The organism is Streptococcus loxodontisalivarius, assembly GCF_016908645.1.
Lineage (GTDB): Bacteria > Bacillota > Bacilli > Lactobacillales > Streptococcaceae > Streptococcus > Streptococcus loxodontisalivarius.
This window is the reverse complement of the sequence record NZ_JAFBEH010000047.1, coordinates 1-15,254: the sequence shown is the minus strand read 5'-3', so window position 1 is coordinate 15,254 and position 15,254 is coordinate 1. Positions and strand designations below refer to the sequence as shown.

The window sequence follows — 15,254 nt, the reverse complement described above, 5'->3', positions numbered from 1 at the left end:
CTTTAGCTGCTGCAACGAGCTCTCCGATTGGTCAACTCAAAAAGTGGATTTAGGACTTTGAAAATTGTTTCCGAGGATTACTTGACACAAACAGTTATGACTAAATCTGACTTTGTTTGAGACTTATGCTATAATCAGACTATGGAAAAATTTATCTCACTATGTAAACAATTTATAAAATCTGAAGTCTTCAAATATCTCTTCTTTGGTGTCCTGACCACCCTAGTCTATATGGTCGTTCGCCTCTTGATTTTTGAAGTTATCCCAAATGGAACGGTATCTGTAGTCATTGCCAATATTACTGCTGTACTTTTTGCCTTCTTCACCAATGACCGCTTTGTTTTCAATCAAGCTTCTGCTGGCTGGTTTGGTCGTTTGATTAAATTTACGCTGGCTCGTCTATCAACACTAGCTCTCGATTTGGTTATGGCTTATCTCTTGGTCGATACCTTTCCAGGTATTATCGGTCAATTCCTGACATCTACTCCAGTCGCTCAATATACTGCAGAAATCAAAGAGAGTGTCAATGGTATTGAAACCCTAATGAGTCAAATCCTGATTATGGCAGTAAATTACCTCATTAGTAAACTTTTTGTTTTTAAAGATAAGAAATAAAAGAGTTTGGATTCGAAAATCCAAACTCTTTTGCTTTACTTTGAGATAGTATTCTTATTTGTCATCATCACTGGATAGACCTTGAATAAATGTCATGACATCTCCTTTTCGTCCTTCTAACTCTCCCTGCTTCAATTCCTGCACGGTTGCATTGAGGATGGCACCGAAGATGAGGATATTGGCAAGGAAGATAAACCAGATCATGATAACAAAGATCATGATTGATCCGAAGGTCTTGACATCGACCAAACGTCCAAAGGTACGAATGACATAGGAAGAAATCAGGCTATTAAAGAAGAGCCAGACTACTGAGGTCAAAACTGTTCCAGGCAGGATGTAGCGTAGACGCTTTATCTTAACATTGGGCAATATAAAGTAGAGCATTGCTATTCCCAAGAAGATAACCAGACCAGTTAGGGGCTGCGTTAGGTTGAGAATGAGATTGCTCAAGTCATCGCTGAGCTGATAATGTGTGACGAGGACCTGCAGAATAGCCTTGGTGAAGGTCGACGCCATCACAACAAAGGTCAGCAAGAAAAGAATGAGAACACTTGTGACGACTCCAATCAGATGACTGATGACAAAGTCACGGTGCTCTGAGACTCCGTAAGCCTTATTGATTGCCTTCTGAAGGGAAGATAAACTCTTAGACATGGTCCAGAGAGCTGTTACCGTCGCAATTCCCAACAAACTTCCAGAAGGTCTTGAAAAGATATTGCTAGCAACACCAGACAAAGTCGAATAAAGTTGACTCGGCAGGTACTCTTTCATGACCTTGAGCATATCAGTGATATCAAGGTTGAGGTAGGGAAAGAGATTGGCTGCGATTACCAAAAGTGGGAAGGCAGTCAGGAGCAGGTAGTAAGCGACAGCAATTGCCGACAAATCCATCTCGCTGCTGCGATAGTGCTTGAGAAAGACATTGAGAGGCTTCCAATTAAGCTTTTCCCAAAGTCGATCTAGAAGCCTTTTTCGGTTCATTTTAGTAGGTTCTTTCTTCACCTTGGCTTGTTAGGATACGTGGACCATCTTTGGTAATAACAAATTGGTGCTCGTATTGGCATGAGAGACCACCATCAAGTGTCTTGTGGGCCCAGCCAGTTTCCATGTCTGTATCAATTTCCCATGTACCAGTGTTGATCATAGGTTCGATTGTAAGGACCATTCCTTCTTTCAAGCGTAGACCACGTCCAGCCACACCGTAGTTTGGTACCATAGGTTCTTCGTGCATTGTTGGTCCAACACCGTGTCCAACCAAGTCACGAACAACACCATAGCCACGACTTTCAGCGTATTCTTGAATTGCTGCACCGATGTCGCCGATACGATTGCCAACGACAGCTTGTTCAATACCAAGGTACATAGCTTCTCGGGTAACATCCATAAGAGCTTTTACTTCATCAGAAGGTGTACCGATAGCGTAAGCCCAGCATGAATCCGCCAAACCACCAGTGTAGTTTTCAGTGTATTTTTTCAATTGAGCGACATTATTAAAGTCAAGTTTTGAAACATCAACAACAGATTTATCAAGTGGCTCAGAAAGTACCATATCAACCTTCAAAAGGTCACCATCTTTGAGGATATAGTGACGCGGAAAGGCATGCGCTACTTCGTCGTTAAGTCCACAACATGTTGCGTATGGATAATCCATAAGGCTACCGTCAACACCGATTTGAAGAGGAAGAACATTTTCTTCTTTACAGCGTCTGCGAACGTACTCTTCGACTTCCCACATATCAACGCCTGGTTTCAAGAGATCACGCAAACCGATATGGATTGAGGCAAGAAAATCTCCTGCCTTATCCATAGCTTCAATTTCACGTGCTGATTTTAATGTAATCATCTTTGCTTTTACTCCTATTTTTCTTTATAGTGGATTGAGAAAGGAATAGGACTAGCGTTCATCAAAGCGACTTGTACTCCGTCCTAACCTTTATTCAATTCACTATAATCTTAATTTATTTTTGTTGTGACAAGACCTTTGACCACCAATTGGTAGCCGAGGCGAATCTCAAAATCGATAATAGAACTGCGTCGACTTTCAGTAATCAACTGTGGTCGAATGCTGAGCTCATCATCAATCTGAACAGCCTTTAAAAAGTATAACATCATTTGCTCAATAATGATATTCTTTTGATGTTTTTTCCTGAGGACACGGATGGTAATCTCCTTGAGGTACTCGGTCAGAATACCGTAGGAAATGGATCCAACAGCATCCATCATAGAGGGTTCAACCGTAAAGCTGTAAACACCTTTTTCCTCTTTGAGGTTACTGAGAATCTGCTCGCTATAAGTGTGGAGGTGAGTTCCTTCCAATTCTTGCAGCTCTGCCATGACCCGACGACGTGTAATAACACCCAGAATCTTCTGATCCTCTCCCACAACTGGCATCATGTCAAAATCTTCTTGAGTCATCTTTTGATTGATATTGGCTAGACTGACTGTCGGCTTGGTCAAGTGAGGATTTTTTGTCATGAGTTTGTCAATGCTGACTGTTGGTCCCTTGCCTGATACATCTCGCATGGTCACTACTCCCACAACCATATCGTGCTGATTGATAACTGGAAAGCGAACATTTCCCGTTCTCTTAGACAACTGTTGGTAGTCCCTGACGGTATCCGTCTCCTTCAAAAAGCCGTAATCATAAGGGCTGTGATAAACCTGGTTAACAGTCTTCAAATCTTCCTTGATACGCAGATTTGCCAGAGCATTGTTAATCATAGTTGCCACGGTAAAGGTATCGTAGTTGGACACCATGACAGGAATATTATGACTATTTGAGACTTCCATCACACGTTTTGACACCTCAAAACCACCTGTAACCAAGATAGCATTGTGATTCTCAAGGGCAATCAGCTGAATATCCTCACGGTCACCAACAATGAGAAGCCCACCCTTAACCAGGTAGCGGTGGATATTTTCTCTAGTCATGGCACCAATAGAGAACTTGCTGAACTCACGCGCCAGCCCATCTTGACCAGAAACCACCTTAGAATCCGAGATACTAGCAATCTCTGCATAGGTCAACTTATCAAGAGGACGACTCTCCTTCTTTTCGATACGAACAGTCCCGCTACGAGGTCTGGTCTCAACAATCCCTCGATTTTCAGCCTCTTTGATGGCACGATAGGCGGTCCCATCACTGACTTGTAGGTGGTTGGAAATGCTGCGCACACTGACACGTTTTCCAATTTCTAAATTTTCTAAGTAGTCCAAGATGTCCTGGTGTTTACTCATTCAGATCTTTCCTCCTCAATTCGTACTGATGATAATCTCGCATCTTGTGGGTATAGCGGTCACTACCCTTATACTGTCTGACTAGTCTAAAACCAGCCTTTTTAGCCACTGCCTGACTGGCTAGATTTTCCTTGTGGGTAATAATGATCAAGGTCTTCAACCCTAAAACCTGAAAGGAAAGAAAGGCTAGATTTTTCAGAACCTCAGTCATCAAACCTCTGCCCCAATGGCTCTTTTTCAGAAAGTAGCCAATCTCAGCTGATTTTTTCTGCGCAAGCAATTTTTCAAAATTAAAAACACCAAGAAACTCCTGACTGGTCTTATCAAAAATCCCCCACTTACCCAAAGGCTCTTTGAGAAAATAGTGAACTAAGAGATAGTCGCTCTCCTTCTGACTAGCCTGAGCAGGAAAGATAAAAGGAAGATTTTCTGGATTCTGTGTGATGTCATAAAAGGCTTGGCTATCCTTTATCGATAGAGGTTTTAAGAGCAAACGCTCAGTCTCTATTTCAGCAAAATTTGCCAGTCTCACCCAAATATCCATAACCAGTCCTTTCCTTGGTCTTCTTTCAACAATATGTTGTTATATTATAGCACAAATCTGTACTATTTTATATAACAGATTGAGAACCATACAAAGTAAAAACCCTTTCTCTGAATAAATCAGAAAAAAGGGTTGGTTTTATTGGAGATATCTCAAGAGTGAGTAGACGACTGCTAGTGTGACTAGGGCTACAATCGTCAAATAGAAAATCGATTGTCTATTTTTTTCCTTTTCAGGTTTTTCATAGCGGGCATTATCGATTTTTTCAAGGATATCCTTGTCTAATAGTTCATTTTTCTTTGCCATGCTTATCCTCTCTTAACCAAGTAGGGCTTGGTAGTTTTCAACAGATTCTTGTCCAGTCATCTGGCGCTGTTCCTTAACTGCTTGGGTCAGGCTCAAGATACTGTAAATCTGAGTAACCAGACTAGCAGGATTGTCAGCTGAGAAAATCATATCTGAACGTGTCAACTGACGGTTATGACTCGTATTATCAAAGGCCATAATCAAAAGATTGTACTCAAAGGCTTTACGCACAGCAGTCAGAATCTCGCTACCGTGATTGATGTCAAGGTAAATAGCACAGCTTTCCAAAAGCTGATAGACCATATTTGGCGAAATGTTTGGGTAAAGCTGGACATTATCATAAGAGGCAAAGCTCATCAGATGTTGTGACATTTCTGTCAGGGCTCCAATGTGGAATCGGTAATCCTTAAGATGACTGACCAGATAGTCTAGGCTCTGAATATTATCTGAATTGGTCAAGATAAGGATCTCACGTTTTTCAGAATTATCGGCCATCTCTGGGTAAAGGTAACCCAGATAGACAACTTTTTCCTTCTGCTCATCTGTTAACATGCCCTGCAATTTATCATAGGCAGCTTTTTTCTGGACGACGACACGTTGTTCACGATTGGTACGACCTGATAGGACAACCTGCATATTCCCAGGGATTTCATTTCCGATGTCTTCCTGCCAGAAGAGGATATCCTGCCCTGCTACATCCAAGTAGTAGGAAATCATGAAAGGCATACCGAGAGAGTTATACCAAATCTGACTGAGGTCAAGCCCTGCTTCTTTCAGGTAAAAAATCACAAAATCCAATTTTTTATTGAAATGATAGACTTGGTCATTCCAATTCAATAGAATGGCTCCCGTTTTCAGATTTTCAGTGATGACTTCTTGCTTGTCCTGAGTGAAATAGCTTTTGAAAATACCGTTCTGATTCTCATCAAGATAGGTTTTAGCATAGACCCAGCCCTGCTGATTATAATGCTCAGACAGGCGAACTTGCCCTTTTTTATCAAGCCAGTCAACCGTCTTAACCAGACGTAGATGGTTCGGTTCGTGATAGTAGATATCAGCCATCTTGTCGCTGTAATTCCAAATTTCACCTTTGACATTATTCCCAGTGATTTGCCAAAAATCAGGAATCGTAATCTGGTTGAAATAGCGTGGTTTAGCATCCTTGGCAGACATACCACAGAAGTAAGAATAGGGTGAGGTCACACCTTCTGGTAGACAACCATCGTCATTTAATAGAATAGTCAAACCATGTAGACCAGATGTCTCCAAGGAGAAATGCAGGTCTAGAGTCTCTTGATTTAACCAGTCGAATAATCTAATCATCGGCTAACTCCTTTACAAATCGTGTCCACTCAGCTTCCAGTTCCTTATTTAGAAAGGCTGAAGCCTTTTGATAAGAATACTCGTAAGTTGACTCACGGTAGAGATCCTTATAGAAGGCGACAATTCTGTCCGCGAAAGCCTCAGCCATCTGCGCAGCATCATCAGGCTCCTGACGTGGAATCAGATAACCATTCTTCCCATTGTCCACAAAGGTTTGATTTCCATAAGGCACATCAAGTCCAATCAAAGGAAGACCAGATCCGACAGCCTCCATCAAGGTCAGTCCAAAGCCCTCACTGGTTGAAGCAGTCAGGTAAACCTCGTAGTCCTGATAAATCTCTGTCAAATCCTGATGTCCCTTGAGGTGGATATAATCTTGGGCAGCATTTTCTTCAATCATTTTGACCAATAGCTGGCGCTGACCACCCTCACCATAGATGTCAAAAGTCAATTGCGGCAACTGTTGATGAGCATTGATAACCGCCTGAACTAGCCAGTCAATATGCTTTTCAGCCGCAAGACGCGAACCTGTAATCATTGAAAATGGCTTACGATTGGCCATTGGACGGCGTAATTTATCCAAGCTTCCAACTGGAATACTGTAAATCTTAGGCTCAAAATCAGTATAGGTCTTAAACTGCTGGACTAAGACCTCTTTTTGTTTCTCAGTTGATGCGATAAAGGCATCCACTTTATCTGCATTGGTAAACTGATATTCATAATAGTTATTCCAAAGGACATTTTGTTTGTTGCTGGCTTTCTCATTGAAATGCTCAGCATGGATGACGACAGCTAATTTAGCAGCTCCCTTGTGTTGGAAAACTGACTGACCAATCCCTGTTGCACGGTCTAGGAGGATAATATCCTGGCTAGTAAGGGCAAGTTTTTCAAGGAAATAGGCAACCAGCTCATCCTTTGAATAGCAGATTTTTTCAGGGAAACGAAAGAGGCTAGTATTATCTGTATTCAACAATTCTTCGTAAGCTATGCGACCATCTCTATTGAAAAAGCTGCGCTTGTAAAGTCTGAGCTTGTCACCATCTTTGGCATAAAATTCACTAAAGACCTTACAATCTGAATAGTAATCCTTACGAAAGAGGGTTCCCTGGCTCAGGTATTCGACACGCTGAAGATAGCCTTTCTCAGTATCATGCATAAAGGCTGTTACTTGCAAATCACTTGCTTCAAACTGATAACGAACTAAATCTCCTTGAGCCACTTTGCTTGCAATCTCAGCTGAGAAAGTCTCTTCAAGTTCAGTCAAGCTAAAGGTAGACTCTGTCATTTTTTGGTCAGTAAAGGCTGTGTAGAGCCAGATAACCTCTTGATCTTCAAAACCAATATTTGAGGTAAAATGCTGCAGATTTTCTGTCTGAAAGAAATCCGTAAAAATAAATTTAGCTGGAATCCCCAACTCTCTTAAGACACCAGCACGGTAGGCTTGAGCATACTCAACCCCACTACTGGCCCAACCGATTCCTAGATTGATATTGTAAATAGTCATCAGAACTCCCAATTTCTAGACATAGTAAATAGAATAGCCTTTTTTGCTATTACCTTCGATAGTACTCAACATCATGTGACGAACTGCCAAATCCTTGACCTCCTGAGAAAGTTTTTCATAGGATTCAAGTGATTCACGATAGAACTCAGCAATCGAATCTCGCTGTGCTAAAGAACGCATGGAAACGATATTCTTCAACTGTTGAAGATTGTCAACCTGCTCAACCCAGCACTCATCAATCGCTTTTAGCACTGAAAGACGGTAAAACTCTTCCATCTTTTCTTCTGACTTGAAGATATCCTCCTTCTTAGCCAATTCTTCCTTAGCAATTTTCCACATCAAATCAGATACCTGATCTGGATTGTTTGGGTCAAAATGACGTGGGAAGAAACGGAAATGATAGGTGTAATTCTCCAAAATATAGCGCTGCAAGTCTTTCTCAGTCAGATCATGATGGCTCGCCAGATAGTTTCGAATAGAATCATCAAAGATTTCCTTGATCTTATCCGATAAATCAGCCTCATTGTAAATCAAGCTGTCACGAAGACTGTAGATTTTGCCACGTTGAACACGTAGGCTTTCGTCATACTGGATCGTATTTTCACGCGCCGAAACAGCCTTGTCTTCACTCTTTTGCTGAGATAGTTTAATGGCTCTATGGAAGCGGCGTCCATTCAATTCGTAACCGTAGTTTTTGCGGTCCGTATGGTTATTTTTCTCAAAATAGCGATTCAGACGCTCACCACCATGCTGTACTAGCAATTCATCCTCCAAAGAAACAAAGAATTGACTGATACCAGGGTCGCCTTGACGACCAGCACGCCCACGCAACTGCCAGTCTACTCGGCTATTAGGCATACGTTCAGTCCCCACAACCGCTAGACCACCAAGCTCGGCAACACCTTCACCAAGCTTGATATCCGTACCACGACCTGCCAAGGATGTGGCAACCGTAACCGCACCGAGTTGCCCTGCTTCTTTGATAATCAAGGCTTCCTTGGCTAGGTTTTTGGCTGTCAGAGTACTGTGGGCAATTCCCTCTTGCAAAAGCATACGAGAATAAATTTCTGCGATATCAACAGTCCCTGAAATCAAAAGAATCGGCTGTCCTGTCGCATGAAGCTCTTTGACATATTCGATAGTCGCATAGAGTTTTTCAGGCAAGGTTGTGTAAACACGGTCTGGATAGTCAATACGCTGAACAGGTGAATTGGTCGGAATGACGATTACAGGTACCTTGTAGGTTGAAATCAGCTCATCTTCAGCGATTTTACCTGTACCAGTCATGCCAGACAACTTAGGAAACATGTTGAAAAGACTCTGATAGGTAACCGAACCCATGGCGCGTGCTTCCTTGGTCAATTTAACATTTTCCTTGGTTTCAATGGCCTGGTGGATACCAGATTGCAGACGAGTCCCCTCTAGCAAACGACCAGTTCTATTGTCCAAGAGCTTGACTTCATTATCTTCAACCACATAATCATGGTCTCTTTTGTACAAATGCTGCGCTCTAAGAGCTAGATTGATATGACGATTGAGCTCATAGGACGAATTGGCATAGAGGTCCTCGATATCAAAGAATTCTTCAGCATAGGCAATCCCAGGACCAGTCAAGTAAACAATTTTCTTATCCTTATCATGTTTGTACTCTTCGTCCTCATGTAGGGTCAAGACAAACTGATTACAGATGTGAAAGAGATTGGACTGCACACGAGGTGCCCCTGAAATAATCAAGGGTGTCTGAGCATTATCCAAAAGAACAGCGTCAGCCTCATCCACGATAACATAGTTAAAAGGTCTAATAAACTTGTCTTCTGCTGAGCCAGCTAGATTATCAATCAGATAGTCAAATCCCAGAGCTGTGCTGGTCGAATACATGATATCTGAATAATAAACAGCTCTCTTCTCAACAACAGAGACATCCTCTTCCTCATCAAAGATACCGACACCGACAGTCAAGCCCATCCATTTATAGACTTCTCCCATCTCCTCAGCATCACGACGAGCCAGATATTCATTGGTCGTAACCAAAATAGCACCCTTACCAGATAAGGCATTGAGATAGAGTGGCAAGGTCGCCGTCAAGGTCTTGCCCTCACCAGTTTTCATCTCAGCGATATTTCCCTGATGCATGGCAATTCCACCGATAACCTGCACGTCGTAAGGAAATTTCCCTAAGACACGCTTATCAGCCTCACGAATTGTCGCAAAGGCTTCTACCAAAAGGTCATCGAGCGTTTCTCCTTCTTCCAAGCGTTGACGGAAAAGCTGTGTCTGTCCTTTCAATTCTTCATCAGACATCTGAGCATAATAGTCTGCCTTCTGATTGATTTTGGCTAAAATACGACGGATTTTTCTAAGTTTATAGCGATTAAGCAGTGATTCTCTCTGTTTTACTGCCAATGTATCCTCCTACTGCTCCAGATGAATCAGATCACGAATAAAATCGAGTTCCTCTGGAAGATTTTCTTTCTGATAAGAAGCACTCGGAAGACTGATTTCCTCACTAGCTTCTTGAGTCACGTGATAAAGAGTCACGTTTCGATAAGTTAAGCGACTACAACCAGCACTTCTAACGGTCAATTGATATGAGAAGGTATCCTCTGGGCAGACGAAACGCTCCTCACCGACACGAAAGATTTTTGATTGAATCGTTTCGTTTTGACGATTGAAAAAATCAATCTGAATATAGTAGCGATTTTCAGGAATGGTTTCAAGATTTGCAACCACATCATAGGTCTGACCTGCCTCCAAGATAGGGAGAATAGGTGAGAAACGATTTCCCTGATAATTGGTACGAGACAAGAAGTTAGCCAAAGGCTTACCTGGTGCCATACGTTCATTATCAAGAATAGCTTGACCATCTTCCTCAATACGCAAAAGACTTCCATACAGATAGGTCGAACCAGAACGCACATCCTGCCATTCGATTTTCTTTAATAACTGTCTAGTCATAGTGGCGATCAAATCCTTCCTGCAACATATTGACATACTGCCTCATAAACCATCGGTTGATAGCTCGGCTATTATCATTGTGGCGACCCTCATATCCCTTGGTAAAGATATGGGCTCCCTTGTCTGAGAGGTGATCAACCAGTTTCTCAGTCGCCGTTCCATCATAGTCATCCTGCTCCATAAAGGCAATGGCAAAATTGGTCGATGGGAAATCTGACTTGTCAAAGCGATTCCAAAAGCGCTGATTCAAGCGATCGATAGCCGCCTGGTCGATATCACCTTCGATATTGCGGAGCATGTCGCCGATTGTTTCAAATTCATAGGGTCTTTTCAACTTCATTCCCAGTGCCACATCACCGACATTGGCAAAGGGTTTACCGACGACAATCCCATAAGGGTCAAAAGCTGACGCATTATAAAGGGCACCAAATGTTCCCATGGATAGTCCTGATAGAATAAGCTGATTCTTCTCAAAGCCAAGATAGTTCAATGAATCTTGAATAACCTTGATAACATTTTCTTCCAACTCCTCAGTTCCTGAATAGAAACCGCCACCCTCAAGCCTTGGGTCACCGATAAGCATAAAGGGAGTCTTGAGTGATTTCATCATGTAAAATCCTTCAAAACCTTCGGCACCACGAAAACCTGAAAAGTAGACCGTCAATGGTGGTTTGAGGTCGCCTGGATTGAAGTAATAGATAAACTCTTGACGCTTACTGTCATTGTAGCGATTTCCGCCAAGGATAAATTTACCCAAGCCCATACGTGAATAACGCCAGTGCATAGGACCAAACTTCAGCTGACCTTGTCCCTTGGCAAAAACAGAGATACTGTAATAACCAATAGACTCATCTGGCTGCAAGACATAGGGTTCCTGCATATCTTCCTCAGTCAGAATAATTGGCTCTGTTAAGTCATAGAGACTTCCTTTTCGCATTGGGATAATTTCAATATAAATCTGATTATCGCCTTCTTTGATATATTCCTGCCAAAGCTCAATTCCCATTGAAAAAGCCTGCAGATTATAGCGATAGGTAAAGAGAGGTTGAAAATCCTGACCAAAATCACCTTGGAAGCAAGTTGCGACATGACCTTCATAGTGAACTTTGCCTGTGAACTGCGGATTCACATCAATATCTGGCACCTTCAACTTGGCACCGTATTGACCTCCAAAAAGGTTCATATAGAGGAAGTCCGTGATTTCCTGACGATTGCCGTTAAAAGGTAGCTCCTTCAAAACCTTACGTCTAAAAATACCGTAACGGTTGAAGCTATTGAATTTCAAATCTGAGAGATGAAAAAGAGTATAGGCTTCAATGGTGTCAACCAAGGGCTCTAAGCGACTTTCATCAACTTCATCAGTTAAAAGCACCGCATCAAAACGAAGAGTGACCTTAGGCAACTTTCCATCTTCTGGTGGCTCAGGAAGTTTAGCAAGAATCTTTTCAATTTCCTGCTTCTCCAAGTCTTCAAGTAGGGATTCAATATTATAGGAATGACAATAGAGCCATTCCAACTTATCAGGAAGCTCAAGATCAGCTGTCCAATCCTGCTCCCCAATTTGTAAAATCTTCATCAGTCATTCCTTTTCTAGTTTTCTAGGAGTGTTTTCCACTCTGTCAATAAGCGTCCGCTCGTATAATCACCCATCTTCTGAACAGCATATACCAGAGAAGCATTCCAGTTAGCTAGCCCGTCGAAATAATAACCGATTGCTTGATTCAGCTCTGTCAAATCCTCTAAAATCCAACCATTTTCCTGATGGCTGACATAGTCTGAAGTGACTTGATTGATCTGCGGAACACCCGCACTGATACTTGCAATCTGCGTATAAAGATCAGGTTCCTGCCCCAAATCCAAAACCAAGCGTGCCGTATCTAGGGCACTGATAATCTGATTTTCATTGGTAAAGGTTTCAATCTGCACACGATAATTTTCCAGTTCTTCGTCTTCTTCCAGATTGTTCTCTCCCAAGGCCTCAGCATTTGTGTAGAAATTCTCTGGATCGAAGTATTTCTGAATCTTAGCAGCAATATTTTGATTAAGACCATCCTTGTTGAGCCCCGTATTGAAACTAATCATACGGAGATTAACAAGCGGATTATTATCCATGACATCCAAGAGCGTCATCAAGGCTTGATCTAACTCAGCTTCTGAAATCGTATCGATGTAGAAATAGATAATCAATTCCTTAATCGTTTGACTGTGTCCCAATCGCAAACGGGTATCAAAGGAAGACAAGCGGGTCATCTTGGCATTATCCACACCAAGCTTTTCAATCATATCAAGCAGAGCTTTTTCCTGTGACTCTGTATCAACAACAACCAAATCAGCTTGACTCAAGGATTGCTTCAAGTCATCACTCTCAGTCAAACTATAACGCTTATTAAAGAAGGATAGCACCTTCTTCTGCTCTGGAAAGACAGACTCAAGCAGATGATTGTGTTGTCTGTCCGAAGCAATAACCAGACAGTCATCTTGAGACATTCCTTCTTGCAAGAGAGCTAGACGCTCTGTCAGCAACTCTTCCCATGACTGGTATTCCTCCTGCTTGAAGTTTTTATCTGAAAGAGGATTGATTAGGAGACGGTTATTACCTCCCAGAAACTCTCTAACCTGCCAGACACCATTTTGATTGAGGTAGTCCTGGTAGGCTTCATGACCATCCTCATTAAAATAGAGAATGCTAGATACAAAGCCACGGTCGTCAAAAACATAGCGGTGCTTTGCTTTTCCATTTGCCACGAACTCGATATGGTGCAGATTTCCATTTTCCGCAAAGTGAATATAGGCCAGCAATTCCTGACCACGCATAGCTAAGACAGCAAAAGGTGAGTAGACAAATCGTGTCCCTTCTGGCCAATTCAAGTCCTTAAAAGAGATAGAATCAGTCGTCTGTAATTGAATATTTTGAATATCATCAAAGAAAGACCAGTAGTCTGTTCCGACAACATCCTGCTTGTGCATAAAATAACGCAGCTGGGGCTGATAGTTGAGAATCAAGAGACTAACATCCTCTTGAGACTGACGAAACATTTTCAACTGATTGATAGTATCATCGAAGGTCATGCGCTCAAACACCCTAAACCAGAGAGGTGTTTCATCATACCAAGGACGATTTTGATTATACCAAGATGGAATAAAGTAGAACACGATTGCCTCCTATAAAAGATTCTTGTAACGACGCCAGTTTAAGAGGGTATTGACCTGCTCGATAATAGTCAACATCAAGCTAATGACGATAAAGACATTACTAATAAGCAGAGCGATACTGGTCTTACCAGACTGACCGACGATGAAAAAGAGTGGTCCTGCCCCCATCAGAATGACGAAGACCGCTCCGATTTGGGCGAAGATATTAATTTTAGCTTGAATAAATTTCTGAGTTGGTTTACCAGGTTTCACATGCTCAATGTAGTCGCCCGTATTACGCATATTCTTAGCAATGTCATAGGAATCATAGTTGTAATAAGCGAAGCCGATTGCCAAGAAATAAAGAATAACGGCATAGATTAGAACACCTGGTAGGGTTGATAGACCTGTATTTAGTGATAAGTAGGTCAAAATTTGGTTTTCTGGGAAAAAGCTGAGCAGACTTGAGAAGATAATCGGTGGGAGCATCATAAGGGTCATCCCATACATGAAAGGCATCCCTCCAGCCGGCATAACACGAATCGGCAGATAGGTGTCTTTTGTCAAGTGATTGCTGACTCCAAGTCGTCTAACAGGAATGCGATACTCTGCACGATAGGTCACAACAGTAACCATCATTAAGAGGATAAGGCATGTTGCAAAGATAGCAATCTGAACTAAGAGTTCGACTCCTGTAAAACTATTATCAGAGAAATATTGTCCCAAGTTATTAAAGAAAGACAGAATCATATTGACAATGATAATGATCATCATACCACCGAGACCCTTGACACTATTCATATTACCAAGCCAAACCAGTACATAAGAACCCGTTATCATGAAAATCATGGTCAAGATACGAGCCAGCACTGGCGACGTCATTCCAAAGATATCAACAGCTGTGAAGGTTGCTCCAGCTGTTAAACCAAATGCTTGGATCAAAGCAATCAAGAAAGTCAAAATCATACGGTTACGATTTAACTGACTGGTCGTCAGATTTTTGAACATCCCAAAAACCGTAAAGAATCGCCAGATAATCATTCCAGTCATCCAAGGACCAATCCCCAATGAAAACAGAGTGATTTCAGACAATTGACCACCAGTGACAACCGCCATATTATTTAAAAGCGTCTGCGTTTTCATCACAGCAAGAACACCAGTGTCCATGGCAACAGTCGTCACCGGAATACTGCGTCCAAGCATATAAATAAACATAATCAATAAAGTCCAGAGGATTCTCTGAACAAGTTTTGAACTTTTTAATTTCGTAAACATCTTTACCTATTCCGTTAGAATTTTTCCTTCTTATTATAACAAAAATAGTCTCTCTTTAATAGCAGTAAGGTTGCTTTTTATTAAAAATTGAATATAAGTAAATTTCTAAAATATTCTAAAAATGCTGTCAAAAAGAGTTTTATAGAACATTTTTATTTTTAAAGACCACATTAACCAAGGTAATTATCTGACAATTCAAACATTACTTCATCTCTAATCATTAAATCTAAAAGTGAATTATTCTCCAACTTTGATCATCTACAAGCAAAGGCTCTATAATTTCTGTAGTGGGTAAATCCACCAAGGAGATTGTAGGGCTTTTTGAATGTAGAAAAAAAGTCCCACATGACTTATAATGAAAAG

The 15,254-nt window shown here is 41.6% G+C and carries 13 protein-coding genes; 1 reads left to right on the top strand and 12 read right to left on the bottom strand.

Going from position 1 to position 15,254, the window contains the following annotated elements; translation table 11 throughout:
• Positions 1-141: 141 nt before the first annotated feature.
• Complete coding sequence (locus tag JOC28_RS08940) at positions 142-615, top strand: GtrA family protein (RefSeq protein WP_205010349.1); 474 nt, start codon at positions 142-144, stop codon at positions 613-615.
• A 54-nt stretch (positions 616-669) separates the two neighbouring features.
• On the opposite strand, the gene JOC28_RS08935 is transcribed toward JOC28_RS08940, so the two are convergent.
• The 12 genes from JOC28_RS08935 to secY2 all read right to left on the bottom strand — a co-directional run bounded on the left by JOC28_RS08935 (position 670) and on the right by secY2 (position 14,891).
• Positions 670-1,596, bottom strand: coding sequence for a YihY/virulence factor BrkB family protein (locus tag JOC28_RS08935; protein ID WP_205010348.1), 927 nt, complete (start codon positions 1,594-1,596; stop codon positions 670-672).
• A gap of 1 nt (position 1,597) precedes the next feature.
• Positions 1,598-2,458, bottom strand: coding sequence for a methionyl aminopeptidase (locus JOC28_RS08930; protein WP_205010347.1), 861 nt, complete (start codon positions 2,456-2,458; stop codon positions 1,598-1,600).
• A 110-nt stretch (positions 2,459-2,568) separates the two neighbouring features.
• Complete coding sequence (gene spxR / locus JOC28_RS08925) at positions 2,569-3,852, bottom strand: CBS-HotDog domain-containing transcription factor SpxR (protein WP_205010346.1); 1,284 nt, start codon at positions 3,850-3,852, stop codon at positions 2,569-2,571.
• Entirely contained in the window at positions 3,845-4,396 is a 552-nt protein-coding gene (locus JOC28_RS08920) for a GNAT family N-acetyltransferase (protein ID WP_205010345.1), read from the bottom strand. The genes spxR and JOC28_RS08920 overlap by 8 nt, the downstream gene beginning before the upstream one ends.
• 138 nt (positions 4,397-4,534) lie before the next feature.
• The gene (locus tag JOC28_RS08915) at positions 4,535-4,702 is read right to left on the bottom strand and encodes a hypothetical protein (RefSeq protein WP_205010344.1); all 168 of its coding nucleotides are present in this window, start codon (positions 4,700-4,702) and stop codon (positions 4,535-4,537) included.
• 12 nt (positions 4,703-4,714) lie between these two features.
• Positions 4,715-6,025 carry an accessory Sec system glycosylation chaperone GtfB gene (gtfB, locus tag JOC28_RS08910; protein ID WP_205010343.1) on the bottom strand — a complete coding sequence of 437 codons (1,311 nt, stop codon included), beginning with the start codon at positions 6,023-6,025 and terminating at the stop codon, positions 4,715-4,717.
• Positions 6,018-7,529 (bottom strand): accessory Sec system glycosyltransferase GtfA, encoded by a 1,512-nt coding sequence (gene gtfA / locus JOC28_RS08905; RefSeq protein WP_205010342.1) that lies wholly within the window; start codon positions 7,527-7,529, stop codon positions 6,018-6,020. Before gtfA ends, gtfB begins: the two co-directional genes overlap by 8 nt.
• 15 nt (positions 7,530-7,544) lie before the next feature.
• Entirely contained in the window at positions 7,545-9,932 is a 2,388-nt protein-coding gene (gene secA2 / locus JOC28_RS08900; protein ID WP_205010341.1) for an accessory Sec system translocase SecA2, read from the bottom strand.
• Between the two features lie 9 nt (positions 9,933-9,941).
• On the bottom strand, positions 9,942-10,484 hold the full coding sequence (gene asp3, locus JOC28_RS08895; protein WP_205010340.1) for an accessory Sec system protein Asp3: 543 nt from the start codon (positions 10,482-10,484) through the stop codon (positions 9,942-9,944).
• The gene (gene asp2, locus JOC28_RS08890; protein WP_205010339.1) at positions 10,477-12,060 is read right to left on the bottom strand and encodes an accessory Sec system protein Asp2; all 1,584 of its coding nucleotides are present in this window, start codon (positions 12,058-12,060) and stop codon (positions 10,477-10,479) included. The genes asp3 and asp2 overlap by 8 nt, the downstream gene beginning before the upstream one ends.
• A 14-nt stretch (positions 12,061-12,074) precedes the next feature.
• Positions 12,075-13,637: an accessory Sec system protein Asp1 gene (gene asp1 / locus JOC28_RS08885; RefSeq protein ID WP_205010338.1), complete on the bottom strand. Its 1,563-nt coding sequence runs from the start codon at positions 13,635-13,637 to the stop codon at positions 12,075-12,077.
• 9 nt (positions 13,638-13,646) lie between these two features.
• Positions 13,647-14,891 carry an accessory Sec system protein translocase subunit SecY2 gene (gene secY2, locus JOC28_RS08880; RefSeq protein WP_205010337.1) on the bottom strand — a complete coding sequence of 415 codons (1,245 nt, stop codon included), beginning with the start codon at positions 14,889-14,891 and terminating at the stop codon, positions 13,647-13,649.
• Between the last annotated feature and the right edge of the window lie 363 nt (positions 14,892-15,254).

Bases quoted from the DNA above. Each gene is read 5' to 3' on its own strand.
- JOC28_RS08940 (WP_205010349.1), top strand. From the start codon at position 142: ATGGAAAAATTTATCTCACTATGTAAACAATTTATAAAATCTGAAGTC.
- JOC28_RS08935 (WP_205010348.1), bottom strand. From the start codon at position 1,596: ATGAACCGAAAAAGGCTTCTAGATCGACTTTGGGAAAAGCTTAATTGG.
- JOC28_RS08930 (WP_205010347.1), bottom strand. From the start codon at position 2,458: ATGATTACATTAAAATCAGCACGTGAAATTGAAGCTATGGATAAGGCA.
- spxR (WP_205010346.1), bottom strand. From the start codon at position 3,852: ATGAGTAAACACCAGGACATCTTGGACTACTTAGAAAATTTAGAAATT.
- JOC28_RS08920 (WP_205010345.1), bottom strand. From the start codon at position 4,396: ATGGATATTTGGGTGAGACTGGCAAATTTTGCTGAAATAGAGACTGAG.
- JOC28_RS08915 (WP_205010344.1), bottom strand. From the start codon at position 4,702: ATGGCAAAGAAAAATGAACTATTAGACAAGGATATCCTTGAAAAAATC.
- gtfB (WP_205010343.1), bottom strand. From the start codon at position 6,025: ATGATTAGATTATTCGACTGGTTAAATCAAGAGACTCTAGACCTGCAT.
- gtfA (WP_205010342.1), bottom strand. From the start codon at position 7,529: ATGACTATTTACAATATCAATCTAGGAATCGGTTGGGCCAGTAGTGGG.
- asp3 (WP_205010340.1), bottom strand. From the start codon at position 10,484: ATGACTAGACAGTTATTAAAGAAAATCGAATGGCAGGATGTGCGTTCT.
- asp2 (WP_205010339.1), bottom strand. From the start codon at position 12,060: ATGAAGATTTTACAAATTGGGGAGCAGGATTGGACAGCTGATCTTGAG.
- secY2 (WP_205010337.1), bottom strand. From the start codon at position 14,891: ATGTTTACGAAATTAAAAAGTTCAAAACTTGTTCAGAGAATCCTCTGG.